General features: G+C 59.9%; 23 protein-coding genes and 1 pseudogene. 9 read left to right on the forward strand and 15 right to left on the reverse strand.

The annotated features are described in order from the left end of the window. Positions 1-178: 178 nt before the first annotated feature. From pnuC to nifJ, 8 genes are all read left to right on the forward strand, one after another. Positions 179-895, forward strand: a complete 717-nt coding sequence (gene pnuC / locus WE862_RS19870) for a nicotinamide riboside transporter PnuC (RefSeq protein WP_042030044.1) — start codon at positions 179-181, stop codon at positions 893-895. A gap of 3 nt (positions 896-898) precedes the next feature. Next, positions 899-1,624, forward strand: coding sequence for a nucleoside phosphorylase (locus WE862_RS19875; RefSeq protein WP_042030042.1), 726 nt, complete (start codon positions 899-901; stop codon positions 1,622-1,624). A 104-nt stretch (positions 1,625-1,728) separates the two neighbouring features. After that, the gene (locus WE862_RS19880; protein WP_042030041.1) at positions 1,729-2,400 is read left to right on the forward strand and encodes a Crp/Fnr family transcriptional regulator; all 672 of its coding nucleotides are present in this window, start codon (positions 1,729-1,731) and stop codon (positions 2,398-2,400) included. A 43-nt stretch (positions 2,401-2,443) separates the two neighbouring features. Further along, entirely contained in the window at positions 2,444-2,764 is a 321-nt protein-coding gene (gene yqfB / locus WE862_RS19885) for a N(4)-acetylcytidine aminohydrolase (RefSeq protein WP_042030039.1), read from the forward strand. A gap of 87 nt (positions 2,765-2,851) precedes the next feature. Next, on the forward strand, positions 2,852-3,772 hold the full coding sequence (locus WE862_RS19890) for an alpha/beta hydrolase (RefSeq protein WP_042030038.1): 921 nt from the start codon (positions 2,852-2,854) through the stop codon (positions 3,770-3,772). A 61-nt stretch (positions 3,773-3,833) separates the two neighbouring features. Continuing rightward, the gene (locus WE862_RS19895; protein WP_042030037.1) at positions 3,834-4,214 is read left to right on the forward strand and encodes a DUF1622 domain-containing protein; all 381 of its coding nucleotides are present in this window, start codon (positions 3,834-3,836) and stop codon (positions 4,212-4,214) included. A 200-nt stretch (positions 4,215-4,414) separates the two neighbouring features. Continuing rightward, on the forward strand, positions 4,415-6,055 hold the full coding sequence (locus tag WE862_RS19900) for an alpha-glucosidase (protein ID WP_042030036.1): 1,641 nt from the start codon (positions 4,415-4,417) through the stop codon (positions 6,053-6,055). Between the two features lie 228 nt (positions 6,056-6,283). Continuing rightward, the gene (gene nifJ / locus WE862_RS19905; RefSeq protein WP_198493476.1) at positions 6,284-9,829 is read left to right on the forward strand and encodes a pyruvate:ferredoxin (flavodoxin) oxidoreductase; all 3,546 of its coding nucleotides are present in this window, start codon (positions 6,284-6,286) and stop codon (positions 9,827-9,829) included. Between the two features lie 111 nt (positions 9,830-9,940). On the opposite strand, the gene WE862_RS19910 is transcribed toward nifJ, so the two are convergent. Continuing rightward, complete coding sequence (locus tag WE862_RS19910) at positions 9,941-11,305, reverse strand: MDR family MFS transporter (protein WP_042029753.1); 1,365 nt, start codon at positions 11,303-11,305, stop codon at positions 9,941-9,943. Positions 11,306-11,476: 171 nt separating this feature from the next. On the opposite strand from WE862_RS19910, the gene WE862_RS19915 reads away from it, so the two are divergent. Beyond that, complete coding sequence (locus tag WE862_RS19915) at positions 11,477-12,073, forward strand: HAD family hydrolase (RefSeq protein ID WP_041210029.1); 597 nt, start codon at positions 11,477-11,479, stop codon at positions 12,071-12,073. A 110-nt stretch (positions 12,074-12,183) separates the two neighbouring features. Here the strand turns inward: WE862_RS19915 and WE862_RS19920 are convergent, their stop codons facing one another. The 14 genes and pseudogenes from WE862_RS19920 to aroK form a co-directional block, all read right to left on the reverse strand. After that, positions 12,184-12,441, reverse strand: coding sequence for a hypothetical protein (locus WE862_RS19920; RefSeq protein ID WP_042029754.1), 258 nt, complete (start codon positions 12,439-12,441; stop codon positions 12,184-12,186). 262 nt (positions 12,442-12,703) lie between these two features. Beyond that, positions 12,704-13,501 (reverse strand): DUF1338 domain-containing protein, encoded by a 798-nt coding sequence (locus WE862_RS19925; protein WP_042029756.1) that lies wholly within the window; start codon positions 13,499-13,501, stop codon positions 12,704-12,706. A 64-nt stretch (positions 13,502-13,565) separates the two neighbouring features. Next, positions 13,566-15,035 (reverse strand): succinylglutamate-semialdehyde dehydrogenase, encoded by a 1,470-nt coding sequence (gene astD, locus WE862_RS19930; RefSeq protein ID WP_042029757.1) that lies wholly within the window; start codon positions 15,033-15,035, stop codon positions 13,566-13,568. Positions 15,036-15,107: 72 nt separating this feature from the next. Beyond that, entirely contained in the window at positions 15,108-16,127 is a 1,020-nt protein-coding gene (gene astA, locus WE862_RS19935; protein WP_019446361.1) for an arginine N-succinyltransferase, read from the reverse strand. A 75-nt stretch (positions 16,128-16,202) separates the two neighbouring features. Beyond that, complete coding sequence (locus tag WE862_RS19940) at positions 16,203-17,420, reverse strand: aspartate aminotransferase family protein (protein ID WP_041210025.1); 1,218 nt, start codon at positions 17,418-17,420, stop codon at positions 16,203-16,205. Between the two features lie 276 nt (positions 17,421-17,696). Next, positions 17,697-18,278 (reverse strand): aminodeoxychorismate synthase component II, encoded by a 582-nt coding sequence (locus tag WE862_RS19945; protein WP_042029759.1) that lies wholly within the window; start codon positions 18,276-18,278, stop codon positions 17,697-17,699. A 21-nt stretch (positions 18,279-18,299) separates the two neighbouring features. Then, positions 18,300-18,515 (reverse strand): hypothetical protein, encoded by a 216-nt coding sequence (locus WE862_RS19950; protein ID WP_019446358.1) that lies wholly within the window; start codon positions 18,513-18,515, stop codon positions 18,300-18,302. Positions 18,516-18,634: 119 nt separating this feature from the next. Continuing rightward, the gene (trpS, locus tag WE862_RS19955; protein WP_042029761.1) at positions 18,635-19,639 is read right to left on the reverse strand and encodes a tryptophan--tRNA ligase; all 1,005 of its coding nucleotides are present in this window, start codon (positions 19,637-19,639) and stop codon (positions 18,635-18,637) included. A 42-nt stretch (positions 19,640-19,681) separates the two neighbouring features. Beyond that, a pseudogene (locus tag WE862_RS19960) lies at positions 19,682-20,351 on the reverse strand (phosphoglycolate phosphatase). Continuing rightward, positions 20,338-21,012, reverse strand: coding sequence for a ribulose-phosphate 3-epimerase (gene rpe, locus WE862_RS19965; RefSeq protein WP_041210023.1), 675 nt, complete (start codon positions 21,010-21,012; stop codon positions 20,338-20,340). The pseudogene WE862_RS19960 and the gene rpe overlap by 14 nt, the downstream one beginning before the upstream one ends. 163 nt (positions 21,013-21,175) lie before the next feature. Continuing rightward, complete coding sequence (locus WE862_RS19970; protein ID WP_033113856.1) at positions 21,176-22,048, reverse strand: Dam family site-specific DNA-(adenine-N6)-methyltransferase; 873 nt, start codon at positions 22,046-22,048, stop codon at positions 21,176-21,178. Positions 22,049-22,118: 70 nt separating this feature from the next. Next, entirely contained in the window at positions 22,119-23,699 is a 1,581-nt protein-coding gene (locus WE862_RS19975; RefSeq protein WP_042029764.1) for an SPOR domain-containing protein, read from the reverse strand. Beyond that, complete coding sequence (gene aroB / locus WE862_RS19980; RefSeq protein WP_042029765.1) at positions 23,692-24,771, reverse strand: 3-dehydroquinate synthase; 1,080 nt, start codon at positions 24,769-24,771, stop codon at positions 23,692-23,694. Before aroB ends, WE862_RS19975 begins: the two co-directional genes overlap by 8 nt. Before the next feature lie 14 nt (positions 24,772-24,785). Further along, positions 24,786-25,304 (reverse strand): shikimate kinase AroK, encoded by a 519-nt coding sequence (gene aroK / locus WE862_RS19985; RefSeq protein ID WP_033113859.1) that lies wholly within the window; start codon positions 25,302-25,304, stop codon positions 24,786-24,788. Between the last annotated feature and the right edge of the window lie 175 nt (positions 25,305-25,479).

Below are 25,479 nucleotides of genomic sequence, written 5' to 3' on the forward strand. Positions count from 1 at the left end.
CATATCAATAAAGTCCGGCCAGCTATCGCACCATAACCCATCAGCGCTTGAATAGGCGGTCATCGGATTGGATTTCTTTGATGTGTGCCAAGCACAGGGGGGACAAAAGTCCTGCCCGGCAGCGGCCGCACCACCTAGAATGGCACCCTCGCACTACCTCCATGCCAAGGATCAGAAAATGAGCATATTCGAGCTGTTCAGCATCAATAACACGCTAGTGACCATACCGCTGGGCGGCGGCTACGCCATGTCGTGGATTGAAGCCATAGGTACCCTGTTCGGGCTGGCCTGCATCTGGTTCGCCAGTCAGGAGAAGACCATCAACTACCTGTTCGGTCTTATCAACGTCACCCTGTTTGCCATCATCTTCTTCCAGATCCAGCTCTACGGGCTGTTACTGCTGCAGCTGTTCTTCTTCTGCGCCAACGTCTACGGCTGGTACGCCTGGACCCGCCCGGCCAACGATCAGGGGGATACCCTGCAGATCCGCTGGCTCAGCAAATCCAAGCTCATCGTCACTGCCGTGGTGAGCGTGCTGGCCATCGCCCTGCTGACCCGCTACATCGACCCGGTATTCGCGGCGCTGGCGCGCACCTCGGTCGCCCTGCTCAACCTGTGTGGTGCCGGACTTGCCACTCCCGAGCCCTCCCCCGATGCCTTCCCGTTCTGGGATGCCACTATGACGGTTCTCTCGGTGGTCGCCCAGATCCTGATGACCCGCAAATATGTGGAGAACTGGATCCTCTGGGTGGTTATCAACATCATCAGCATCGGTATCTATGCAGCGCAGGGGGTCTACGCCATGTCGCTCGAATACCTGATCCTGCTCTTTATCGCCGCCAACGGCACCCGCCTCTGGGTGATTGCCGCCAAGCGCCAGCCACAGGGGGTATAAGCCATGACGCTGCTACCCCATCTCCAGTGCCGCCCCGACCAGATTGCCGAGCGGGTGGTGCTGTGCGGCGACCCGGCCCGGGTTGATCGCATCGCCAGCCAGCTCGACGAGTGCGAAGTGCTGGGCCAGCACCGGGAGTTTCGTCTCATAAATGGCCGTTATCAGGGAGTGCCGATCACGGTTTGCAGCACCGGCATCGGCGGTGCCTCGGCCATCATAGCGCTGGAGGAGCTGGTGCAGGCGGGTGCCCGCTCGCTTATTCGGGTCGGCTCTGCCGGCGCCCTGCAGCACGACATCGGTCTTGGCGACCTTATCGTGGTGGAAGGGGCGGTACGCAATGAGGGGGCCTCGCAGGCCTACCTGCCCGCCGAGTACCCCGCCTGCGCCGACATCTGGCTGCAGGCTGCCCTGCTCAATCAGGTGGCGGCCAGCGGCCAGCCTCATTGGCACGGGCTGGTGCGCTCCCACGACAGCTTCTATCGGGATGATGAGCAGGAGGTGTGCCGCTACTGGCATGCCCGTGGTGTGCTGGGCGCAGACATGGAGACCGCCTCCCTGCTTGCCGTGGGGCGCCTGCGCAAGGTGCGGGTTGCCGCCGTGCTCTGCAACGTGGTGCTGTTCGAGCAGGATGTGCAGGATGGGGTCAATGAGTACGCCAACGCCGAGCAGGCTATGATGAACGGCGAGCGAAACGCCATCGCCGCCGCCCTCCACGCCCTGGTGCAATAACCCGCAAACCGTTAATCACGGCACATTCGACAGGAGGCGGGCTGGTATCCGGCCCGCGCTCTTGCTAGCCTCATGGCCCTCGTCATCGGTGCGACAGGTACGTCATGCAGCAACAGCCCTATCCCCTCGGTCGTTTTCACGCCGAACTCGCCAAACTGGAACCCCGCTTTGCCGCGGCGCTGGAAGCGTGCACCCTGTTTCTGCGTCGCTACCTGCCGGGCGAATCGATCATGCGGCAGGGGGAGCTGAGCGAGCAGCTCTATCTGGTGGGCGCAGGGCGGGTCTCCCTCAATAGCGCCGTCCACTCGGGCCGCATCTTCCAGCTTGGCGAGATTGAGTGTCACAGCCAGATCTTCGGCGAAATGGAGTTCTTCAGCGCCACCCCGGTGCAGTGGAACGTGGTGGCCGAGACCGAACTGGACGCCCGGGTCATCTGTGCTCACAAACTGGCCCAGCGCCTGCTGGCCGAGCCCGAGCTGACCCTCTTCTTCGCCGCGGCGCTTGCCAGCGACTATCTCGATACGCTGGAGATCACCACCAGCCGACTGCTCCACCCCATCGCCTACAACATCGCCTATGAGTTGTGGCGAGAACGCCAGCGCACCCCCATGCTGGGGTCACGCAAGCGGGCCCACGAGGCGGCGCGCTTCGGCACCACAGAGCGGGTTTACCGCCGCGCCCTCAAGGAGCTGGTCGAACAGGGCATAGTGGCCGACGGCAGCGACGGCCCCGTTATCGCCGATCTGACCAGGCTGCGCGCCTATCTCGACCTTTGATTTCCATTCATCCCATTTCGATTCACCCTGTCAGGAGAGAGCCATGTCTACCCATCCCGAATTCACCTTCTTCAGCCGCTTCGTTGCCGACATTCAGGCGGGCCGCAAGACCATCACCATCCGCGACGAGAGCGAGGCCAACTGGCAGCCCGGCCAGCGGCTGGCGCTGTTCACCAACCCGGAGCACCAGCCCTTCGGCACCATCGAGGTGCTCTCCGTCAATGCTGTAGCCTTCGATGAACTGAATGACGAGCACGCCCGCCAGGAGAACATGACCCTCCCCGAGCTCAAACAGGTGATCCGCGATATCTACCCCGATCTGCCGCCGCTCTATGTGATTGAATTCCAGCTGCTTGAAGTCTGATTTTGTGAGCTGCCTCAGCTAACGCCGGTTGCGCTCTCTGGCTAAAGGCGCAAAATAACTGTTTTTATATACAGTTATTGGTGCGTTATGGATATACAACTTGAACCGGCCATTGCGGCCATGGTGGCGGAGTTCATCGCTGCAGGCCGCCCCAAGGCGAGTAGCCTGAGCTGGCAGGCACGACGTGAAGGCTATCTTGCTTCGGCCATATTGGGCGGTGAACGGGAGGAGGTTGGCGTTGTCGAAGAGTGGCAACATGGCCATTATTCCATTCGCCTCTATCAGCCGGCGCCCACCTCAAGCGCAAACCATCCGGCCCTGATCTACTTTCATGGCGGCTGTTTTGTCAGCGGCGAGTTCGACACCCACGACCGCCAGATGCGCATGCTGTGTAATCGCGCCGAAGCACTGGTGTTCGCGGTACATACCCGCCTTGCCCCTGAACACACCTATCCTGCAGCACACGACGACGCACTGGCTGCTACGCTCGCCATCATGGCCGATGTGGAGAAATGGCATGGGGATCCGGCACGGATTGTCCTTGCGGGCGACAGTGCCGGCGGGCACATCGCCCTGATCACCACCTTGCGACTCAAGGAGCAAGGCGCACCCTTGCCTGCAGCCCAACTGCTCATCTATCCGATGCTCGATGCTGCGGGCGACAGTGACAGCTATCGGCAGCTAGGGGATGACTACCTCATCACCCGCGACATGCTGTTAAGCGGTTTTCACGCCTATCTGGGTGAACTGCCCGCCACTCACCCCGAAGCCAGCCCGCTCCACCATCCTGCCCTGTCAGGATTGCCGCCGACCCATATCGTAACGGCGGAATATGATCCGCTGCGCGATGAAGGGGAAGCCCTCTATCGCAAACTGCTGCAAGCCGGAGTCACGGCTACCTGTCAGCGGCAACTGGGGGTTATACACGGCTTCTTTCAACTGGCCGGAGTCAGCCCCGCTGCGCGTCAGCTCATTGAACAGCTCTCACTGTTTATCAGGAGACTCTGATTTGGCCTTTGCCGAGCGATGTGTTAATAGTGTCCTCTTTTGAATCATGGAGGTGACCCGAGTGTTTGAGATAGCGAGCCTGAGAGAAGGGATGATGCACGGGGTCGAGCTGTTCCAGTTGCTGCTGGAGATCATCTCCATCGCCTGTGTGGTGATAGGGCTTGGCAAGACCCTCTGGCTGGCGGCACGGATGGAGGATCACGAACCGGGCTTTCCGCGCATTCGCCTCTGTTTTGGCAGCTGGCTCATTCTGGCGCTGGAGTTCCAGCTCGCCGCCGACATCCTGGCCACCACGGTCGCGCCAAGCAAGGAGGAGCTGATCCGCCTTGCCATCATCGCGGTGATCCGCACCTTCCTGAACTACTTCCTCGGCAAGGAGCTGGAAGCACAAGCGGAACGCCAGCAGGAACAGCGCAGCGAGCAGGCCAAGGCTGCTCAATAACCTGTATTCCTGCATAGCATCAACGCTAAGTGCCGTGCCATCCCGACCACAGCCGTGGCCCGGGATGGCACCTTTGTGACCCTTCCCGCACTTTTGGCAATCAGCCAACTATGGAACCCTTTTCAAGGTTTCCCCTGCCCTGTCGAGTACCCGTTCATCTGCGTAAGATAGAAAATCTTCTCCCCCAACCGGCCAAGCTGATGAATACGCACTCCCTTCACACGCCCGATATCGACCTCGATAGCTGCGTCATCTACCAGATCTACCCCATGAGTTTTCAGGACAGCGATGGCGACGGCATGGGCGATATCAACGGCATCCGTCAGCGCCTCGACTATCTGGCCACCCTCGGGGTCGATATGCTCTGGCTCACCCCCATCTATCGCTCCCCCAAACGGGACAACGGCTACGATGTGGCGGACTACCGTGCCATCGACCCCGCCTTCGGCACCCTGACCGAGATGGAGCAGCTGATCGCCGAAGCGGCCGCTCACGGCATCGGCATCATGATGGATATCGTCGCCAACCACACCTCCACCGAGCACGAGTGGTTTATGAAGGCACTGGCTGGCGATCCCCGTTATCAGGGTTATTACGTATTCCGGGATCAAGCCTTTGTCGATGCTCACCCCATTACCTCGATTTTTGGCGGCAGCGGCTGGCAGTACGTGCCAGCGCTTGATCGCTACTACCTGCACAACTTCGATCCCAGTCAGGCCGATCTGGACTGGGATAACCCGGCGGTGCGGGCCGAAATGGCGGCGGTGATCAACTTCTGGCTGGGCAAAGGGATCAAGGGATTTCGCTTCGATGTGATCGACATGGTGAGCAAGGAGTGGGACCGGCTGGCCATGAGCAATGGCCCGCGCCTGCACGACTATATCCACGAGCTCAATGCCGCGAGCTTCGGCGGCAAGGGGATCATCACTGTGGGGGAGACCTGGGGGGCCGATCTCGCCCATATGCAGAACTATTCGAACCACGACGGCAGCGAGTTCAGCATGGTGTTCAACTTCGAGCATCTGGGGCTCGGCAGTGACAAGTGGTCATCCCGTTTTGCTCCCCTCGCCTTCAAGCGAGCCATGGCCCGCCACCAGCAAGGGCTGCACGGGCGTGGCTGGAACAGCCTGTTTCTCGGCAACCACGACCTGCCTCGCGCCGTCTCCCGCTTTGGCGACGACAGACCAGAGTGGCGGGAAACCAGCGCCAGGCTGTGGGCCATGGTGCTGCACATGATGCAGGGCACTCCCTTCATCTATCAGGGGGAGGAGCTGGCCATGACCAACCGCCACTGGCAGCCGGACGAGCTGCGCGATGTGGAGGCCATCAACTACCGCGCCAGCCAGTCAGGGCTGGATCCTGCCGAGCTGAGTCGGCGGCTCGATGCCATCGGCCGCGACAACGCCCGCACCCCGATGCAGTGGGACGCAGGCCCCCACGCCGGTTTCAGCACGGCCACGCCCTGGATTGCCCTCAACGCCAATCACGTCGAGATAAATGCCGCCGAGCAGCTGGCCCGCCCCGACTCGCCGTTTCACTGCTATCGCCAGCTTATCGCCCTGCGCAAGGCTCACCCTGTCGTTCGCCACGGCAATTTCGAACTGCTGGATGGGGATGATCCCGAGCGCATCAGCTATCGCCGCCACTGGCAGGATCCGGCCAGCGGAGAGCGGCACACCCTGCTGCTGCTCGCCAATCTCACGGCGAACCCCTTGCCGATGCCCCACTTCGACAAGGTGACAGACAAGATGCGGTTGCTGCTGGCCAATTACCCAGGCGAACCGCTGCCACTCTTCGCCCCTTATCAGTGCGCCATCTGGCTGCAAGTAGAGCAGGGTTAACCCCGTGTTGACGGGCCATACCAATGGCCCGTCAACCACCTCCCGTTTGCTGTCAGCAGAAAATCATGCACCCACGCGGCGGGATTAAATTAACCACTATTACTGACTTATTAATTGATTATTTATCCCGTTTGATACGCTCTCATTGCCCCTCTTACTATGCCAGCGACCTATCCATTGCCGATGCAACTATCGGCCTTCAAACTGGCATAGCAAAGTGGAAAACACATGATCACCACAGACGGGAATAACGCAGTCGCCTCGGTGGCGTACCGCACCAGCGAAGTCATCGCCATCTACCCCATCACCCCCAGCTCGGCCATGGCTGAACAGTCGTCGGCCTGGTCGAGCGAACGGGGCAAGAACCTGTGGGGGGATGTCCCCCGGGTTGTCGAGATGCAGTCGGAAGGGGGTGCCATCGCCGCCGTCCACGGCGCCCTGCAGACCGGCGCGCTGGCGACCTCGTTTACCTCGTCGCAGGGTTTGCTGCTGATGATCCCCAACCTCTACAAGCTGGCGGGTCAGCTTATCCCCTTTGTGCTGCATGTGGCGGCGCGCACCGTGGCGACCCACGCGCTATCGATCTTTGGCGATCACTCGGACGTGATGGCGGTGCGCCAGACCGGCTGCGCCATGCTCTGTGCCAGCAATGTGCAGGAGGCGCAGGATTTTGCCCTGATCTCCCAGATAGCGAGCCTCAACAGCCGCCTTCCCTTTATCCACTTCTTCGACGGCTTTCGTACCTCTCACGAGATCGCCAAGATAGCGCCGCTCGCTGACGACACCCTGCGCGCCCTGCTGCCCGCAGATGCCATCCGTGCCCATCGTGACCGGGCGCTCACCCCCGACAAACCGGTCATTCGCGGTACCGCCGCCAACCCGGACACCTACTTCCAGTGCCGGGAGGCGAGCAACCCCTGGTATGACGCCGCCTATGGCCATGTGAGCGAGGCGATGCAGGCTTTTGGCGAACAGACCGGCCGCCACTACCGGCCATTTGAATACGTCGGCCACCCGCAGGCGGAGCGGATTGTGGTGCTGATGGGATCGGCGATTGGCACCTGTGAAGAGGTGATCGAGCGCCTGCTGGCCCAAGGGGAGAAGGTGGGGCTGGTGAAGGTACGGCTGTTCCGCCCCTTCTCGGCCGATCACCTGTTGGCCGCGATTCCCGAGAGTGCCCGCACCATCGCCGTACTGGATCGCACCAAGGAGCCGGGCGCACAGGCCGAGCCCCTCTATCTCGACGTGATGACGGCGCTGGCCGAAGCGGTCAGCCGGGGCGAGCGGGCAAGCCTGCCACGGGTCATCGGCGGTCGATACGGCCTCTCCTCCAAAGAGTTCGGCCCCGCCTGCGCGCTGGCGGTGTTTGCCGAACTGGCGCAAGAAAACCCGCGCCAGCGCTTTACCGTCGGCATCTTCGATGACATCACAGGTCTCTCGCTACCGCTGCCCGCGCTGGATTCGCAAAGCCCCATCCACAACCAGCAACACAAGCTGGAGGCACTCTTCTACGGTCTTGGCAGCGATGGCACCGTCTCGGCGGCCAAGAACAGCATCAAGATCCTCGGCAACCACACCGACCTCTATCCGCAGGGCTATTTCGTCTACGACTCCAAGAAGGCGGGCGGCCTCACCGTCTCTCACCTGCGGGTGGGCGAGCGGCCGCTGCAATCGGCCTATCTGGTGGAAGAGGCGGACTTTATCGGCTGCCATCAGTGGCAGTTCATCGACAAGTACCGGATGGCGGAGCGCTTGAAGGCGGGTGGCATCTTCCTGCTCAACACCCCCTACAGCGAAGCGGAGATCTGGCAGCGCCTCCCCAGCGAGGTGCAGCACACCCTGCGCGAGAAAGAGGCGCGCTTCTACATCATCAACGCCGCCAAAATTGCCCGCGACTGCCAGCTCGGTAACCGCATCAATACCGTGATGCAGATGGCCTTCTTCCAGCTCAGCGCCATCATTCCCCCCGCAGAGGCGACCAGCCTGCTGAAGCAGGCCATCGCCACCAGCTATGGCAGCAAGGGACAAGCGCTGGTCGAACGCAACTGGCAGGCACTGGAGGCAACCTGCGCTGCCCTGACCCGGGTGCCACTTGGCGAGCTGGATCCCGCCAGCCGCCCCCGCCCGCCGGTGGTTTCGGCCAAGGCCCCCGATTTTGTCCAGACCGTCACCGCCGCCATGCTGGCGGGACTGGGTGACAGCCTGCCGGTCTCCGCCTTCCCGCCGGATGGCACCTGGCCGGTCGGCACCACCCGCTGGGAAAAGCGCAATATCGCCAAGGAGATCCCCATCTGGGAGGCGGAGCTCTGCACCCAGTGCAACTACTGCGTCGCCGCCTGTCCCCACTCGGCCATTCGCGCCAAGGTGGTGGAAGCGGATGCGCTGGCCGCTGCTCCCACCACTCTCGATGCGCTGGATGTGAAATCCCGTGACATGCGCGGCCAACAGTACGTGTTGCAGGTGGCGCCGGAGGATTGCACCGGCTGCAACCTCTGCGTCGAAGTCTGCCCGGCCAAGGATCGCAGCAACCCGGATCGCAAGGCGATCAATATGGCTTCACGCCTCGATCACCTCGACGAGCAGAAGGCCAACTACGACTTCTTCCTCGACCTGCCAGAGCGCAGCGCCGAGCAGCTGGAGCGCATCGACATTCGCACCTCCCAGCTCATCTCGCCGCTGTTTGAATACTCGGGCGCCTGCTCCGGCTGTGGCGAGACTCCCTATATCAAGTTGCTGACCCAGCTCTATGGCGATCGGCTGCTGATTGCCAACGCCACCGGCTGCTCGTCCATTTATGGCGGCAACCTGCCTACCACCCCCTACACCACCAACGCCGACGGGCGCGGGCCAGCCTGGGCCAACTCGTTGTTTGAAGACAACGCCGAGTTCGGACTGGGCTTCCGTCTTACCGTCGATCAGCACAGGGAGCGGGTGCGCCGTCTGCTGGCGAGCCTGGGCGACACCATACCGGCAGCGCTGCGCGAGGCGCTCGGCGATACCACCCTGCCGGTTTCCGAGCAGCGGGCCCATATCCAGCAGTTGCGAGCACTGCTGCAGGGGAGCCAGATCCCGGCAGCCCTTGAACTGGCCCGCGATGCGGACTATCTGGTGGAAAAATCGGTCTGGCTCATCGGCGGCGATGGCTGGGCCTACGACATCGGCTTTGGCGGGCTCGACCATGTGCTGAGTCTGGGGGAGAACATCAATGTGCTGGTGCTCGACACCCAGTGCTACTCCAACACCGGCGGCCAGCAGTCGAAGGCAACCCCGCTTGGTGCCATCACCAAGTTTGGCGAGCAGGGCAAACGCAAGGCACGCAAGGATCTCGGCGCCAGCGTGATGATGTATGGCCACGTCTATGTGGCGCAGATCTCCCTCGGAGCCCAGATGAACCAGACGGTGAAGGCAATTCAGGAAGCGGAAGCCTACCCGGGGCCGTCGCTCATCATCGCCTACAGCCCCTGCGAGGAGCATGGCTACGACATGGCCGAGAGCCACGAGCAGATGAAGCAGCTGACCGCCACCGGCTTCTGGCCGCTCTACCGCTTCGATCCGCGCCGCGCTGACGAGGGTAAATTGCCGCTGGCACTCGACTCGCGGGCACCCAATGCCTCGCTGGCCGAGACCTTGCGCCATGAGCCCCGCTTCCAGCGGCTGGAGCGCCAGCTGCCTGAGGTGGCCAGCCAGCTCTATCAAGAGGCGGAGCAGGAGGCCAACCGCCGCTTCGCCTGGCTGAGCCAGCTGGCGGGCAAGGAGAGCCCGGCGCAGGAGTAAGCCGCACATGGCTTGATGGCAACAGCCACTCTATTCGCCAAATAACCATCAGGGCTCCCCGCGGGGAGCCCTGATGCTATCTATGGTGAGCCAATGTCGGCGCAGGCCAAATCAGGCGCTGATGGAGGCTAGCTCATGGCGCTTCAACGCCAGCAATGTGATGAGCAGCGCCAGCGTGGCGATCAGTGCCATACCGATATAGGTCGCGCTGAAGCCCGGGGCCAGCAGATCGGGGGCGAGCCGGCTCAAATCGCCATCACTACCGGCTGGCAGGCGGAAGTGGAACAGCATGGAGCAAATGGCCACGCCGACGGCACCGCCGAGCTCACGCCCGAAGTTGAACAGCGACATGCCGATGCCGCGATCCTGCCGTGGCAGGGCATTTTGCACCACCACCGAGAGGGCGGGCAGCACCAGACCCAGACCGATACCGGCAAACCCGAGCGCCAGCCTGACCCAAGCATCGAAGTGGATCTGCCAGAGCGCCACCGCCGCGAGGCCAAAGCCCACCGCGACAAAGCTCTTGTAGTGACCGGTACGGCCAATCAACTTGCCGCCGACAAAAGCGCCGGCAGTGATGCAAATCATGAAGATGACCATGATGGCGCCGCTCTCGCTGGCGCTCATCCCCTTCTGCCACTGCATCTGCAACGGCAGATAGACCAGCACGGCAAACATCAGCAGCTGGGAGAGCATCACCAGCAGCACGCTCACCAGATAGCCGGGCAACCGGGCCAGATGGGCAGGCAATATGGGGTCGTGGGCGCGCCGCTCAATCAGAATGAGCAACAGCAACGCAACGCCCAGCGCCGCCGAGAGCCAGACGGCGGGCAGCGCCGCCTCCGGCGAGAGCAGCAACAGGGTGAGCGTGGTGACGGTAATCAGCAGACCCGCCCCCTTCCAGTCGAAGCGACTGTGGCGGCGCACGTTGAGCTGCTTGAGGTTGCGGTTGATGAGAAAGACTGCCAGCGCCCCGAGCGGCAGATTGATCCAGAAGATCCAGCGCCAGCTGAGTTGCTCGGTGAAGTAGCCGCCGAGCAAGGGGCCGGCGATGCTGGAGACCGCATAGACCGCCGAAATGTAGCCCTGATACTTGCCCACCTCCCGCGGCGGAATGGTGTCGGCAATCACGGTAAACGCGAGGGCAATCAGACCGCCGCCCCCCAGCCCTTGCAGCACCCGCGCTGCCAGCAGGGTCTGCAGATCCTGAGAGAGGGCGCAGGCCACCGAGCCTGCCAGAAACAGGCCGATGCCGATATTGAGCATCCGTACCCGACCAAAGAGATCGCTCAGCTTGCCGTAGAGGGGCAACACGGCGGTGGCCGCCAACAGGTAGGCGGTGACCACCCAGGTGAGGGCGCCACCGGCATGCAGTTCGGCGCCAATCATGGGCAGCGGGGTAGTGACGATGCTTTTTTCCAGTGATCCCAGTGCGATCACCAGCGCCACACTCGAGAAGATGGTTTTCGGGGACATAAGAGGACTCGCTAATCTGATATGCCAAAGGATCCGGCATTGAGCGAATTATTGTCTCACAAATCAGCAAGAGAGAGAAAAAACCACGGCCGGCCATCCTCAACCATGAGGCCGATCCCACAATCCTGGTTCCCGATCTGCTAGCCTGCCCTATTTAGCCAAGGAGTCCCCATGAGCGAGCAGTACCGGTTTGATCACTACGATGCCCTTATTTTCGATATGGATGGCACTCTGGTTGATTCCATGCCCCTCCACCTCGATGCCTGGGAGCTTACCTGCGCCGAATTCGGCATCCCCTTCAAGCGGGAGCAGCTCTACCAGTACGGCGGCATTCCGACTCGCAAGATCATCGCCATGCTGGCCGAGCAGCAGGGACTGGAGGTAGATACCGACGCCTTCGCCCGCCGCAAGATTGCCCTCTACATGGAGCATATCGACAAGGTCAGCGTCTTCCCCCGGATGTGGGAGCTGGTCAGGCACTACCACGGCAAGGTGCCGATGGGGATTGGTACCGGTTCACCGCGCAATCAGGCGGAGTCGATCCTGAAGAGTACCGGTCTCGACGCCTATATCTCTGTGGTGGTGAGCGCCGATGACGTCATCAACCACAAGCCGCACCCGGACACCTTCTTGCAGGTAGCCGAACAGCTGGGGGCCAATCCGGCCAACTGTCTGGTGTTTGAAGATACCCAGATCGGGCTTGAGGCAGGCAAGGCGGCAGGTATGGATACCGTGCTGGTGCTTGAGGGAGAGTGGCACCCGAGATAACAGGGGCATAGCCACCGTGCCAGGGCACAACTGCAATCATTTTCGGGGAGCCTGTCAGCTCCCCGACTCGTAACTGGCTGACGCCTGTTTGCCCGACCTATTGGCCCGACCTATTTGCCCGAGAGGGAGGCCGCAGACGCAGGTACTTCAGACACCGTGAGAGTAAAGCCATCGGCATGCAACTCATGCTGCTTCTGATGAGCGCACAGCAACTCCAGCGCCTTGCTCGGACTATCCGCGAAGGTGGGCGCAGCAATGGCAGCAAAACCCTGTGCAACCAGATGTCGACGCTCATCGCTATAGCTGGGTGCATTCGCATCGAGATAGGTAAGCGACTGACCTTGCTTGAAAAAGTGATAGTTAGGCATCGATTGGCCCCGCAAAAATAAAGCGTCATTCTACTCCTTTTTGCCCACTTGCCTGCGTCAATCTGTGGCGTATCGAGTGATCTCGTTCACATTTTTATCAACAATTCGACCACACCAAACACCAGCAAAAATCATAACCCCTCTCCTCTTAAGTCATTGATAACCAGAGAGGGCACCGCCACCAACTGCAAACAAAACGCCTCCACAGGGGAGGCGTTCTCATGCCAAGTGGCACGGCACAACCCGTGCCGCTCACCGAACTTTACATCGCGTTGGTCGATTCGAAGATCTTGTCGGCCGACGCCTCGACGAAACCCGGATAGAGCACGCCGTCTGGTTGCGGGTAGCGCAGGGCAAACTCGTAGAAGCAGCTCGGGATGGTACGCACGCCATCGCTGAACGGCACATCCGCCTTGTCGGCCATGGTGGAGGATTGCTCCAGCATGACCTGCGGATCCCCTTTCACCTCGCCACCCACGCTGTTGAGGACAAAACCCGCCGCCTTGAGCGCCGCGTTGACCTGCTCGATGGTGTCGAAGTCCTTCAACTTGTTGATATTGACCGTGAAGTGGTTGGCACGATAACCCCAGGCTGCCATCCAAGCAGCATACTCGCTCTCCGCCAGCAGGGTCTGGTAATCAGCGTAAGAGACCTGCCAGGGGGCACCGGCGTAGAGAAATGCCGGGGTATCGGTCAGATGCTCGGGCACCTGATCCGCCAGCTTGTGGATGATGGCCTGCGCGCCTGCGGAGAGCTCTTCGACCTTCAGCGCGCTGATAAACACCTTGGGAGCATCGGGATCCTTGTGCTCAAAGTGCTTGGCGTTGAGCTTCTTGGCCTTGAACACATACTCTCCCTTCTGCTCGTAACCGAGTGCCAGAAAGTGGGCGGCCAGCTTCTCCAGCCCCAGTTTGGGCAGGTTGTAGGTACGAAAGGCAATGTGGTCGTTGATGATGGGCTCACCGCCCCCCAGCAGGGCATGCACTTTAAGGGCGCTTGGTGTCACCTTGATGTAGTTGTCCCACAGATGACTAAACAGGGTGTCGATATCCTTTTGCATCTCTCTTTCCTTTGATTGCGGGTACGAAACGGGGCCCCGATGGGTGCCCCTTGTAGTTGTCTGTTTAGAAGAAGAGGCCCGGCGAGAGCTGCTCAGGCATAGCCGCCTTGCTGTCTTCGACCGACGCAACCGGATAGGCACAGTAGTCAGCGGCGTAGTAGGCGCTCGCCCTGTGGTTGCCGGAAGCGCCGATACCGCCAAACGGCGCGGCACTGGAGGCACCGGTTATGGGTTTGTTCCAGTTGACGATGCCGGCACGGATCCGCTTGAAGAAGTGATTCCAGTCCGCCTCCTTGTCACCCAGCAGACCGGCCGAGAGGCCGTAGCGAGTGGCATTGGCCAGATCGATGGCCGCATCGAAATCGTCATAGCGGATCAACTGCAGCAGCGGGCCGAAGTACTCTTCGTCCGGCAGCGCGCTGATCGCAGTGACATCGATGATGCCCGGGGAGACAAAGCCGGTGCCCGCTTTCAGGTGCTCAAGCACCTGCAGGCTCTCGCCGCCCAGCTGTTGCAGGTTGGCTTGTGCTTCGACCATGCCAATCGCAGCTTTCTCGCTGATCATCGCCCCCATAAACGGCTGTTCTGTGGCGTCATAGAGGCCGACCTTGATCTTGCCCACCACCTCGACCAGTCGCTTGACCAGGGCATCGCCACGCTCGCCGCGCTCGACAAACAGACGGCGCGAGCAGGTGCAGCGCTGACCGGAGGTAATAAACGCCGACTGGACGATGGCATGGACAGCACCGTCGATGTCACTCACCTCTTTCACGATCAGCGGGTTGTTGCCACCCATCTCGAGGGCCAGAATTTTGCCCGGCTGGCCGGCAAACTGCTGATGGAGGAAATGACCGGTACGGGAGGAACCGGTAAAGAAGAGGCCATCGATATCGGGGTTGCCCGCCAGCGCCTTACCGGTCTCGACTTCGCCCTGCACCAGATTGATGACCCCTTTGGGCAGCCCCGCTTCCTGCCACACCTTGAGCATGGCTTCCGCCACCATGGGGGTCAGTTCGGAGGGTTTGAACACCACGGCATTACCCGCGATCAGCGCCGGTACGATATGACCGTTGGGCAGATGGCCCGGGAAGTTGTAGGGGCCAAAGACCGCCACCACACCGTGGGGCTTGTGACGGACAAACGCCTTGGCGCCCGGCATGGGGTTTTCCACCATCCCGGTGCGCTCGTCATGGGCGCGGATGGAGATGGCGATCTTGCCCTGCATGGCGGCCACTTCGGTGCGGGTCTCCCACAGCGGTTTGCCGGTTTCGCGGGCGATGGTGAGTGCCAGCGCCTCCTTGTGCTCACCCAGCAGGTCGGCATAGCGACGCACTATGGTCAGGCGATCCTCGAGATCCATATCAGACCAGTGGTAGAAGGCGGCGCGGGCGGCCTTGACGGCTGCATCGACCTGAGCCGCACTGGCGGCAGCGCCCTGCCAGATCACCTCGTTTTTGGCCGGATCCCGTGACTCGAACGGCTTGCCTTCACCGGCAAGCCACTGACCGTCGATAAATTGCACTAACTGGCTCATCCATTCACTCCCTGTCGCTGACAGGCAGCCTCGGCTGCCTGTTTGATAATCGGTTTGCTTGTCCTGTCTGCCTCAGTCGAGGTCGACTACCCGCACCATGTCGCCATCCTGCACCTTGAGTGCTGCCGCCATCTTGGGCGGGATAATGGCCTCGTGCTTGTCGAGATCGACGCGGATATTGCCATAGCAGGCACGGTACTGTTCGAAACGGCTGTTGCAGAGCAGGTGGGTGCGGCCGCCGATGGGCTCGCCGATCAGCACCCGCAGTTTCTGGCTGCGACGCACGCTGCGGATGTTCTTCAACTCGCACTCGACCGCCGGCCCCGCATCGAAGATATCGACATAGCCGCGATTCACGAATCCCTCGTCCTGCAGCATCTTGATGGCCGGACGGGTCTTCTCGTGGGTCTGGCCGATAACAGCGCGCGCCTCCTTGCTCAGCAAGTTGACGTAGATGGGGTACTTGGGCATCAGCTCGGCGATAAAGCGCTTCTTGCCGATCCCGGTAAGGTAGTCGACGGTGGGAAAATCCATCGAGAAGAAATGGGTCTGCAGCCACTCGTAGAAGGGGCTGTGGCCATTGCCATCGGAGACGCCGCGCATCTCGGCAAAGACGGTTTCGTCAAACAGCTCCGGGTGCTCGGCCATAAACAGGAAGCGGTGCTTGGAGAGCAGGCGGCCGTTGAGCCCCTCGCGGGCACATTCGCGCAGGAACAGGGTGCAAAGCTCGGTATTGCCGGTGTAGTCATTGGAGAGAGTCAGCGTCTCGACCACGTTGTAGATGCCGAGTTTGGGCGAAGAGTGCACCACCTTGCCGATGTGGTAGTTGTAAAACGGCTGGGAGAGACCGACTGCCGCATCTATGGCGCAGGTCCCTACCATCTCGCCGGTCTCGAGATCCTCGGCCACAAAGAAGTAGAGGCAGTCCCCCTTGCCGGCCGGCTTGTCGGAAAAAGTTTGGGTAGAAGCGTCGATCTTGCGCTGCAGCAGCTCATCGTTGACGGGCAACGAGGTCATGCCGGTGCCGGACTCGATGGCGCAGGTCTTGAGCCCGGCAAAATCTTTTTGCTCGATGGGACGGATAACCAACATAAATGACAACTCCCTTTCATTGACGTCAGGTGGGGTCCCGGCTCCTGCCGGGAGGGCTCCCCACCTCAATTTGGATCAGGCGTTAACCACCTGGGCGACCGCCTTCTCGAAGCGGGCCAACCCCTCCTTGATGTCCGCTTCCGGGATCACCAATGAGGGAGCAAAACGAACCACGTTGGTGCCGGCAACCAGCGCCATCAGCCCCTGATCGATGGAGGCCAGCAGGAAGTCGCGCGAGCGCCCCTTGTACTCTTCGCTCAGAGCGGCGCCCAGCAGCAGCCCCTTGCCGCGGATTTCGCTGAAGCAGTGGTACTTGGCATTGATGGCTTCAAGCCCATCACGGAACAGCTGCTCGCGCTGCTTGATACCCGCCAGCACCTCCGGGGTGTTGATCACATCGATCACCGCTTCCGCCACCGCACAGGCCAGCGGGTTGCCACCGTAAGTAGAGCCGTGAGTACCCACTTTCAGGTAAGAGGCTATTTCGTTGGTAGTCAGCATGGCGCCGATGGGGAAACCGCCACCCAGTGCCTTGGCGCTGGTGAGGATGTCCGGCGTGACGCCAAGCCCCATGTAGGCGTAGAGCTCGCCGGTACGACCGACACCGGACTGTACTTCGTCATAGATGAGCAGGGCATTGTGCTTGTCGCACAGCTCGCGCACCCCTTTGGCAAACTCGTCGGTGGGACGAATGATGCCCCCCTCCCCCTGCAGCGGCTCCATCACCACGGCGCAGGTGTTGTCGGAGATCACGTCAGCCAGCGCGGCCAGATCGTTGTAGGGGACGTGAGTGATGTCACCGGGCTTGGGCCCGAAACCATCGGAGTAGGCAGCCTGACCGCCGACGCTCACGGTAAAGAAGGTGCGACCGTGGAAGCCCTGATTGAAGGCGATGATCTGGGTCTTCTGCTCACCGAACTTCTCGATGGCGTAGCGGCGGGCCAGCTTGAGGGCGGCCTCGTTGGCCTCGGCGCCGGAGTTGCAGAAGTAGACCTTGTCGGCAAAGGTGGCGGCGACCAGCTTCTTGGCCAGACGCAGGGCCGGCTCGTTGGTCATCACGTTGGAGAGGTGCCACAGCTTCTCGCCCTGGCTTTTCAGGGCCTCGACCAGCTTGGGATGGCAGTGGCCAAGGCCGTTTACGGCGATGCCCCCGGCAAAGTCGACATACTCGCGACCATCCTGATCCCAGACACGTGATCCTTCGCCACGAACCGGGATGATCTTGGCCGGCGCATAGTTGGGAACCATCACTTCATCAAACACTTCACGTGTCACTGCCAACAACTCTGACATATAGCTCTCCTTCGATTCGGCGACAGAATAATCCACCGCCCAAAAGTTAAATCCGTGTAAACGTGACGGGATTATCACAGAAATAAAGTAAAAAGTCTGTAACAAGAGGGCCTGTAAGGAACAATGTTCGACTGCCCCTGATATTTTAGGCAACCGCATTGCATAACGACTCAGGGGGGCTTGGCAAGAGATAATTTGGGCAGGAGAGGGGGTGAATAAAGTGTCAGAGAAATTTTTTTTGCCTTCTCTCGATATTGAGAAGGCGGTCACAACTTTTTATGAACAGGTCAGAAAATTGGCCAGTAGCAAATGGCCCTGTTCACTCAAAATACTCTCCGGATGGAACTGTACACCCTCGATGTTGAGCGTCTTGTGGCGCAGCCCCATGATCTCGTCGAACGAGCCATCGGCATGCTCGCTCCAGGCGGTGATCTCGAAGCAGTCGGGCAGCGTCTCGCGCTCCACCACCAGCGAATGATATCGGGTCACCCGCAAGGGATCCTTGAGACCGCAGAATACCCCTTCGCCGCGATGACGGATGAGGGAGGTCTTGCCGTGCATTACCTGACGCGCGCGAACCACGCGGGCACCAAACGACTGCGCCAGCGACTGATGACCAAGGCAGACGCCGAGAATGGGCAGCTTGCCAGCGAAATGGGTGATGGCGTCGAGAGAGATACCTGCCTCGTTGGGAGTACAGGGGCCGGGAGAGATAACCAGAAAACGGGGAGATAACCGCTCGATATCGGTCAGCGTCAGTTCATCATTGCGTCTGACCTCTACCTCCTGACCCAGCGCACCAAAATATTGCACCAGATTCCAGGTAAAGGAGTCGTAGTTATCAATTAACAGCAACATGAGATAACCAGCAGCGGAGAATTAACGATCGAGAAAACGACCCTGCTCCATTTCCCGCTCACGCTGACATTCGGCCAGATAGATGGCGGCAGCGATGGCAGCGGTCTTGTGATGCTTGTCGATGGCATTGGAGACCATCAATTGCAGGGTATTGAGGTTTTTCGCCTTGCGAAACTTGCGCAGCCAGTGACCTTTGTCACTCAGCTCTTCAATTGAAATATTCGGTTGAACAGACATGGGTACTCTTGGGGATATATCCCGGGTTGGAATAATAAAATCAAACAAAAATAGAGCTGGGGAAAATAAAGAAAGCCAGGCAAATACCCAGCTCTCTTCTACTACACCTTCCCAGTATGTCAGGCTCGAGGAACGAAGCCGACTACATCATATACGCTGGTCAAAGTTTTTTCAGCCCTTTCACGCGCCTTTTGTGCCCCTTCGGCCAAAATCGCAATCAGATGGGCCTCATCCTGACGCAGCTCATTGAAACGGGCCTGAATCGGCTCCAGCAGTGCGACAACCGCCTCGGCGGTTTCGGTCTTGAGGTGACCGTACATCTTGCCTTCAAAATGCTGTTCCAGCTCGGGGATAGAGCGGCCGGTCACACCGGACATCAGGGTCAGCAGGTTGGAGACGCCCGGTTTGTTTTCCGGATCGAAACGCACCACGGCCGGATCGTCGGAGTCGGTTACCGCACGCTTGATCTTCTTGATGATCTGCTTGGGATCTTCCAGCAGGCCGATGAAGTTGGCCTCGTTGTCATCCGACTTGGACATCTTCTTGGTCGGATCCTGCAGGCTCATCACCCGCGCCCCTTCGGTCGGAATGAAGGGCTCCGGCATGGTGAACACCTCACCATAGAGGTTGTTGAAACGGGTGCAGATATCGCGGGTCAGCTCGAGATGCTGCTTCTGGTCGTTGCCGACCGGCACCTGATTGGCCTGATAGAGCAGAATATCAGCGGCCATCAGCACCGGATAACCGAACAGGCCGACGTTGACGTTGTTCTCGAAACGGGCGGACTTGTCCTTGAACTGGGTCATGCGCGACAGCTCACCCATCTGGGTGTAGCAGTTGAGGATCCAGCCCAGCTCGGCGTGCTGCGGCACGTGAGACTGGATGAAAACGGTGCTCTTCTTGGGATCGATACCGACCGCCAGATAGAGGGCGGCCGCATCGAGACAGGCCTTGCGCAGGGCCACCGGATCCTGGCGGGTGGTGATGGCATGCAGGTCGACGATGCAGTAGAGGCAGTCGTACTCATCCTGCATGTTGACCCACTGACGCAGCGCGCCCATGTAGTTGCCGATGGTCAGCTGACCGGAGGGCTGCGCCCCGCTCAATACGATTGGTTTGGTCATGAGAGTAGTAATCCTTGTAATTCAGCCAGTCCGGCGATGCGCTTAGCTCAGCAGCGCATCGAGCTGGGAAAAGTGTTCGAACACCCAGTCGGGCCGGGAGTCGGCAATGGGGCGACCATAGTTGTAACCGTAGGTCAGGCCCACCACCTTCATGCCGGCAGCCTTGGCAGCCAGCACATCATTTTCGGAGTCACCTACCATCAGGGTGCGAGCCGGACTCACTCCCAGCTCCTGGCAGGCGTGCAGCAAGGGCTCCGGACTCGGCTTCTTGACCGGTACGCAGTTGCCACCGAGCCAGAGCGCGAAGCAATCGCTGATACCGAGGGCATCAAGAATAGGCGCGACAAAATCGCTCGGCTTGTTGGTGACGATCGCCTGCTGATAACCCAGGGTTTGCAGGCGGCGCAGACTCCGGGCAACCCCATCATACATGGCCAGTCCCTGCAGCAAACAGGCGTTGTAATGCTGGAAAAAGATCGGACGGGCCTTGGCAAACAGCTCGGGGTCGGCCTCGCGATAGGCAAGGGCCCGCTGGATCAGCTTGTCAGCACCATTGCCGACCCAAGTACGGATAACCGCTTCATCAGCTTGTGTCCAGACCCAGATCAGCCAGAGTCAGATTGACTGCCAGCGCCAGCTGGGCGGCGCTGTCGATCAGGGTGCCGTCCAGATCGAACAGCACCAGGTCAAATGCGCGCTCAGCGTTTGACATGAGCCAACTCCGCACGCATCTGATCGATCACCGCTTTGTAATCGGGCTTGCCGAAGATGGCAGAGCCGGCGACGAACATGTCGGCACCCGCTTCGGCGATTTCACGGATATTGTCGACCTTGACCCCGCCATCGATCTCGAGGCGAATGTCGCGGCCGCTCTCGTCGATCAGGCGACGAACCTGACGCAGCTTGTCGAGGGTGCCGGGGATGAAGCTTTGGCCACCGAAGCCCGGGTTGACCGACATCAGCAGGATCACGTCCAGCTTGTCCATCACATACTCGAGGCAGGAGAGCGAGGTAGCCGGATTGAGCACCAGACCCGCCTGGCAGCCCATCTCCTTGATCAGGCCCAGAGAACGGTCGACGTGGTCAGACGCCTCCGGATGGAAGGTGATAAGGGAAGCACCCGCCTTGGCAAAATCGGGAATGATGCGATCCACCGGCTTGACCATCAGATGCACGTCGATGGGGGCCTCGATACCAAAGTCACGCAGAGCCTGACAGACCATGGGGCCAATGGTCAGGTTGGGGACATAGTGGTTATCCATCACGTCGAAGTGAACCACGTCGGCACCGGCAGCCAGTACCTTGGCTACGTCGTCACCCAGACGGGCAAAATCGGCAGAGAGGATCGAGGGGGCAATCAGAAAGTCTTTCATCAGCATCATCCATTGGCAGCCAGGGAGAAAAAGCGGCGCAATTTTAACGTAAATGGCGGGCGAAAACGACTCGAAAGCGGGAGAAATGGGGCAATCCCCTACCCTGCTTCCATTCAGGTCGGCTCGCCAAACAAAAACGGCCCCCGAAGGTGCCGTCTTGTTGCTAGCTCAGCGGCAACAGCTCGCTGTCGCTGGGATAGTAGCCCTGCTCCGGTTCGATTCCGGGCGGATAGAGCGCCAGCAATTCGGCCACCTTGTTGCGGGTGCCCCCATTGCGGCTGATGGTGCGTTTAACCAGGATCTCGTCGAGACGGGCGCCGCGATAGAGCTCGCGGGTCAGTTCGATGTCGTGATTGCTGATGAGTACCGGCACCCCCTTGTGGGCTGCGGTGTGCCGCGCCAGACGGGCAAGTACCGCCTGATCGTCCAGCGTAAAGCCGCCGGCTGCATAGGTGGTGAAGCTCGCCGTGGTAGAGAGCGGCGCATAGGGAGGATCGCAGTAGATAACCCAATCCTCTTCGGCCCGCTTGATGGCATCGGCGTAGCTTTCGCAAATAAAAGTCGCTTTCTGCGCCTTCTCGGCAAAGGCCCACAGCTCCTTCTCCGGGAAGTAGGGCTTTTTGTAGGAACCGAACGGGACGTTGAATCCCCCCTTCTTGTTATAACGGCACAGGCCATTGAAGCCGTGGCGGTTGAGGAAGAGGAACAGCAGGGAGCGCTCGAAGCTGGTATCGGTCTGGTTGAACTGGGTACGCAGCCGGTAGTATGCAGCCTTGTGGTTATGTTCGGCCACAAACAGCTTGCGCGCTTCGTCGATGAAGTGATCCGGTGTCTCTTTGAGATGGTTATAGAGGGCGATCAGATCCGGATTGATGTCATTGAGCACATAGGCGTCGTAGTCGGTATTGAGGAAGACAGAACCGGCCCCGACGAAAGGCTCCAGCAACACACGCCCGGCTGGCAAACGCTCGGCGATCTCTTCAACCAGGGAGTATTTTCCCCCGGCCCATTTTAAAAAAGCGCGTGTTTTTTTCATGGAAATCCGGTGTGTAAGAAGGCAAGACCCAAAAAGGGGGTCGATTCTACCCCCTTATCCGGTATCAAGGCTATTGCTTCAGCTCTTTTTGTACCTGTGCAAACGACTTGGGCCAGGGCTGCCCTTTAAGCAGCTCGGGGGAGAGTTTGCGAATGGCGCTTTTGGCCTGGCTCAGACCGGCGTAATCCCCCTGCAGAACCACATACCAGGGGCTACCGCGGAACTTGGTCTGATAGACCCACACCTTGCCCGCCAAACCATGCTCGGCAACAAACTGATCAACCGCTTTGGTGTTGCTCGCCCCCATCAACTGGATGCTGTAGTGGTTGCGCGGCTTTTTAGTGAGAGTCGCCACGGGCGTGAGCTCCACCTTGGGCGCTGGCGCGGCAGCCGGTTCGCTGCGGGTAGTTGCCGCAGGCGTAGCGGTTTTGCTCGTTGTGGTAACCGGCGCACTGGTCGCTGCCTTGGCAGTGGTCGTGGCCGTGCCAGTCGCGGCAGCACCACTCGTCACCGCCTGGCCTTTGCCGGTCAGCTCGTCAACCACATCGGTCGGCAATGCACCGCTCACCTTGGGCTCGCTCATCAGCTTTTGCACCACCTCGTCGGAGATCACCACCCGGCGCCCCTCGTAGTTGGTGGATTCGGTCGTGACAGTATCGCTGTCGACCGACTTGGGCAGCACCTTGGCCTCCGGTTGCCAATCCTTCACTACGCCAGTAGCACTGCTTGCATCGCCGCTGCCATTATCCTGCGCAGCCTGCTGGCTGCTATTGCCACTGCCGACGGTAAGGGGATCGCCGCCTGAAACCGGGATGGGCAAGGGGGTTGTCTGAGCCGGGTCTTGCATGGCAGGTTTGCTGTCGCTGCTAAACAGCGCAGGCAGCAGATAGCTCATCGCCAGCAGACCACCAGCCACCACCGCGATGACGGTGGCAATCTTCTTGACGGGCAACTCGGCCTGACGCTTCTTGGGCCTTCTGTCGGTCATGATATCCTCCAGTAACTGCATGATGGTGGACGGATGTCCATTCGCCGTAGTCAGGATCTCTTCCACTTTGACCTTGGGCAAGAGGGTCGTCGGGATCTTGAGCTCTTTGGCCTTTTCATACAAGAAGATGCGTTGCTCCGGTGGGCTCAGTGGCGGCACCTCCAGCTCCAGCGCCGGCATGGCTCGCCCTTTGAGCAGAGGCCGCTGGCTGCGACACCAGTGATCACTCCCTGAGACGATGATGGCCAGGCGATGCGGTGTCGCCAGCGTATTGTTGTGGCGACTGATGGCCCACAGCTCACCCAGCAGCTCGGCAGGCAGCTCGTCTGCCCGCTCAATCATCAGCAACAGGGTGGCAGGCTTGCTCCCCTCCAGCATGCGAAAGAAGCTGTCAGCCAGCGCATCCTGCGGGTTGAACAGCGGGCGCGCCACCACTTGAGGCAACAACAGCTGACGCACATCCACCATCTTCATGGCAGGAGTGCCTATCAGGCTGACGACGCGTACTTTTTCCGGCAGTTTGCCGAGCAGTGACTCGCAGAGGGTACCGCGACCGCTCCCGGGCTTGCCGGAGAGAAAGATAAAAGGGTGATTGAATTCAATCAGATGCAGCAGCCGGTCAACCAGCTGCCGCTGGGAAGGAAATTGAAGGAGTTTACTCACGACCTGACTCGATCACCGCCAATAGTTCTGCGTCGGAGACATCTGCGACCACCTGTGCATGACCGATACCAACCGGCAAAACCAGACGCAGCTTGCCTTCCAGTACCTTCTTGTCGCGACGCATATGGCGAATAAAAGCGGCAAAATCCATCTCGGCCGGTGCCTTGATCGGCAAGTTTGCCGCCAGCAGCAGAGCGCGAACGCGAGCAACTTCCAGCTCGGTCATCTCGCCACGGGCCTGAGCCGTCCAGGCAGCCAGCATGATACCTGCCGCCACCGCTTCACCGTGCAGCCAGTTGCCGTAGCCCTGTTCCGCTTCGATAGCGTGACCAAAGGTGTGGCCCAGATTGAGCAGTGCTCGTACGCCATGCTCGGTCTCGTCCTGACCAACCACATCCGCCTTGATCTGGCAGCAGCGCTTGATGGCGTAGGCCAAAGCCGCAGGATCAAGCTGTTGCAGCAGAACCATGTTCTGCTCCAGCCAGCTGAAGAAATCTGCATCCCAAATGATGCCGTACTTGATCACCTCGGCCATCCCTGCGGCAAATTCGCGGGCGGGCAAGGTAGAGAGACACTCGGTATCGATAACAACTTGTTTGGGCTGATAAAAAGCCCCAATCATGTTCTTGCCGAGGGGGTGGTTAACAGCGGTTTTACCGCCCACAGAGGAGTCAACCTGGGAGAGCAGGGTGGTCGGGATCTGGATAAAAGGAATGCCACGTTGATAGCTTGCTGCCGCAAAGCCCACCACATCCCCGATCACACCGCCCCCCAGAGCGATCAGTGTCGTATCGCGCCCATGGTTGGTTTCAAGCAGAGCAGACATGATCTGCTCGAAGGTTGCCAAGTTCTTGTAAGCCTCGCCATCCGGCAGGATCAGGTGCTCGACCTGAAAACTGGAGAGTCGGGAGGTAACCAGCTCAAGATAGAGCGGGGCAACGACCGTGTTGGTCACTATCATTACCCGCTTGCCCTTGATAGCCGATGTCAGCACATCAGCACGCTGCAACAAGCCTGCAGCTATCTCGATGGGATAGCTGCGTTCACCCAGTTCAACCTTCAACCGTTCCATGGACGTCCTCTTGTTTACATACCGATCAGCTTGACGATTTGATTGGCAACCACTTTTGCACTCTGCTCATCGGTATGCACCACAAAATCGGCAACCTCTTCATACAGGGCATTACGCTCTTGTGCCAGACGCTCAAGCACTTCACGAGCTGGCTCTTCGGTCTGCAGCAGAGGGCGACGCTTGTCGCGTTGTGTACGCGCCAGCTGCTTTTCAATGGTGGTTTCGAGGTAGACCACGATGCCACGAGCAGAGAGTTTATTGCGAGTTTCACGACTCTTGATGGCACCGCCACCGGTCGCCAGCACGATACCCTGCTGTTCGGACAGCTCGCCGATCACCTTCTCTTCGCGGATCCGAAAACCCTCTTCGCCTTCAACATCGAACACCCAGCTGATATCAGCACCACTGCGGCGCTCAATCTCATGATCTGAGTCGAAAAACTCCATGTGCAGTTGTTCTGCCAGATGTCTACCTATGGTGCTCTTGCCCGCACCCATGGGACCTATCAGGAAAATATTGCGTTTCTCAGCCATGTCTTTTCGTTAGTAATTACAAACTGTACGACCCCGATAAATACTGGATCGGGGTACCTGTGAACCTTATCTTGCGATGGATCAGGTGGGGGATTATCTCAATAGAAATCGGGACTGGCAACCGCAGCCCTTACGCCCCAGCCGTGTCGGGGCGTAAGGTTATATGTGTTTTACC

Origin of the sequence: Aeromonas jandaei (genome assembly GCF_037890695.1) — a bacterium.
Taxonomy (GTDB): Bacteria; Pseudomonadota; Gammaproteobacteria; order Enterobacterales; family Aeromonadaceae; genus Aeromonas; species Aeromonas jandaei.

Bases quoted from the DNA above. Each gene is read 5' to 3' on its own strand.
- WE862_RS19940 (WP_041210025.1), bottom strand. From the start codon at position 17,420: ATGTCAGAGTTGTTGGCAGTGACACGTGAAGTGTTTGATGAAGTGATG.
- WE862_RS19890 (WP_042030038.1), top strand. From the start codon at position 2,852: ATGGATATACAACTTGAACCGGCCATTGCGGCCATGGTGGCGGAGTTC.
- nifJ (WP_198493476.1), top strand. From the start codon at position 6,284: ATGATCACCACAGACGGGAATAACGCAGTCGCCTCGGTGGCGTACCGC.
- WE862_RS19910 (WP_042029753.1), bottom strand. From the start codon at position 11,305: ATGTCCCCGAAAACCATCTTCTCGAGTGTGGCGCTGGTGATCGCACTG.
- aroK (WP_033113859.1), bottom strand. From the start codon at position 25,304: ATGGCTGAGAAACGCAATATTTTCCTGATAGGTCCCATGGGTGCGGGC.
- WE862_RS19900 (WP_042030036.1), top strand. From the start codon at position 4,415: ATGAATACGCACTCCCTTCACACGCCCGATATCGACCTCGATAGCTGC.
- WE862_RS19945 (WP_042029759.1), bottom strand. From the start codon at position 18,278: ATGTTGCTGTTAATTGATAACTACGACTCCTTTACCTGGAATCTGGTG.
- WE862_RS19920 (WP_042029754.1), bottom strand. From the start codon at position 12,441: ATGCCTAACTATCACTTTTTCAAGCAAGGTCAGTCGCTTACCTATCTC.
- pnuC (WP_042030044.1), top strand. From the start codon at position 179: ATGAGCATATTCGAGCTGTTCAGCATCAATAACACGCTAGTGACCATA.
- aroB (WP_042029765.1), bottom strand. From the start codon at position 24,771: ATGGAACGGTTGAAGGTTGAACTGGGTGAACGCAGCTATCCCATCGAG.
- WE862_RS19925 (WP_042029756.1), bottom strand. From the start codon at position 13,501: ATGCAAAAGGATATCGACACCCTGTTTAGTCATCTGTGGGACAACTAC.
- astD (WP_042029757.1), bottom strand. From the start codon at position 15,035: ATGAGCCAGTTAGTGCAATTTATCGACGGTCAGTGGCTTGCCGGTGAA.
- rpe (WP_041210023.1), bottom strand. From the start codon at position 21,012: ATGAAAGACTTTCTGATTGCCCCCTCGATCCTCTCTGCCGATTTTGCC.
- WE862_RS19915 (WP_041210029.1), top strand. From the start codon at position 11,477: ATGAGCGAGCAGTACCGGTTTGATCACTACGATGCCCTTATTTTCGAT.
- astA (WP_019446361.1), bottom strand. From the start codon at position 16,127: ATGTTGGTTATCCGTCCCATCGAGCAAAAAGATTTTGCCGGGCTCAAG.
- yqfB (WP_042030039.1), top strand. From the start codon at position 2,444: ATGTCTACCCATCCCGAATTCACCTTCTTCAGCCGCTTCGTTGCCGAC.
- WE862_RS19950 (WP_019446358.1), bottom strand. From the start codon at position 18,515: ATGTCTGTTCAACCGAATATTTCAATTGAAGAGCTGAGTGACAAAGGT.
- WE862_RS19875 (WP_042030042.1), top strand. From the start codon at position 899: ATGACGCTGCTACCCCATCTCCAGTGCCGCCCCGACCAGATTGCCGAG.
- WE862_RS19970 (WP_033113856.1), bottom strand. From the start codon at position 22,048: ATGAAAAAAACACGCGCTTTTTTAAAATGGGCCGGGGGAAAATACTCC.
- trpS (WP_042029761.1), bottom strand. From the start codon at position 19,639: ATGACCAAACCAATCGTATTGAGCGGGGCGCAGCCCTCCGGTCAGCTG.
- WE862_RS19880 (WP_042030041.1), top strand. From the start codon at position 1,729: ATGCAGCAACAGCCCTATCCCCTCGGTCGTTTTCACGCCGAACTCGCC.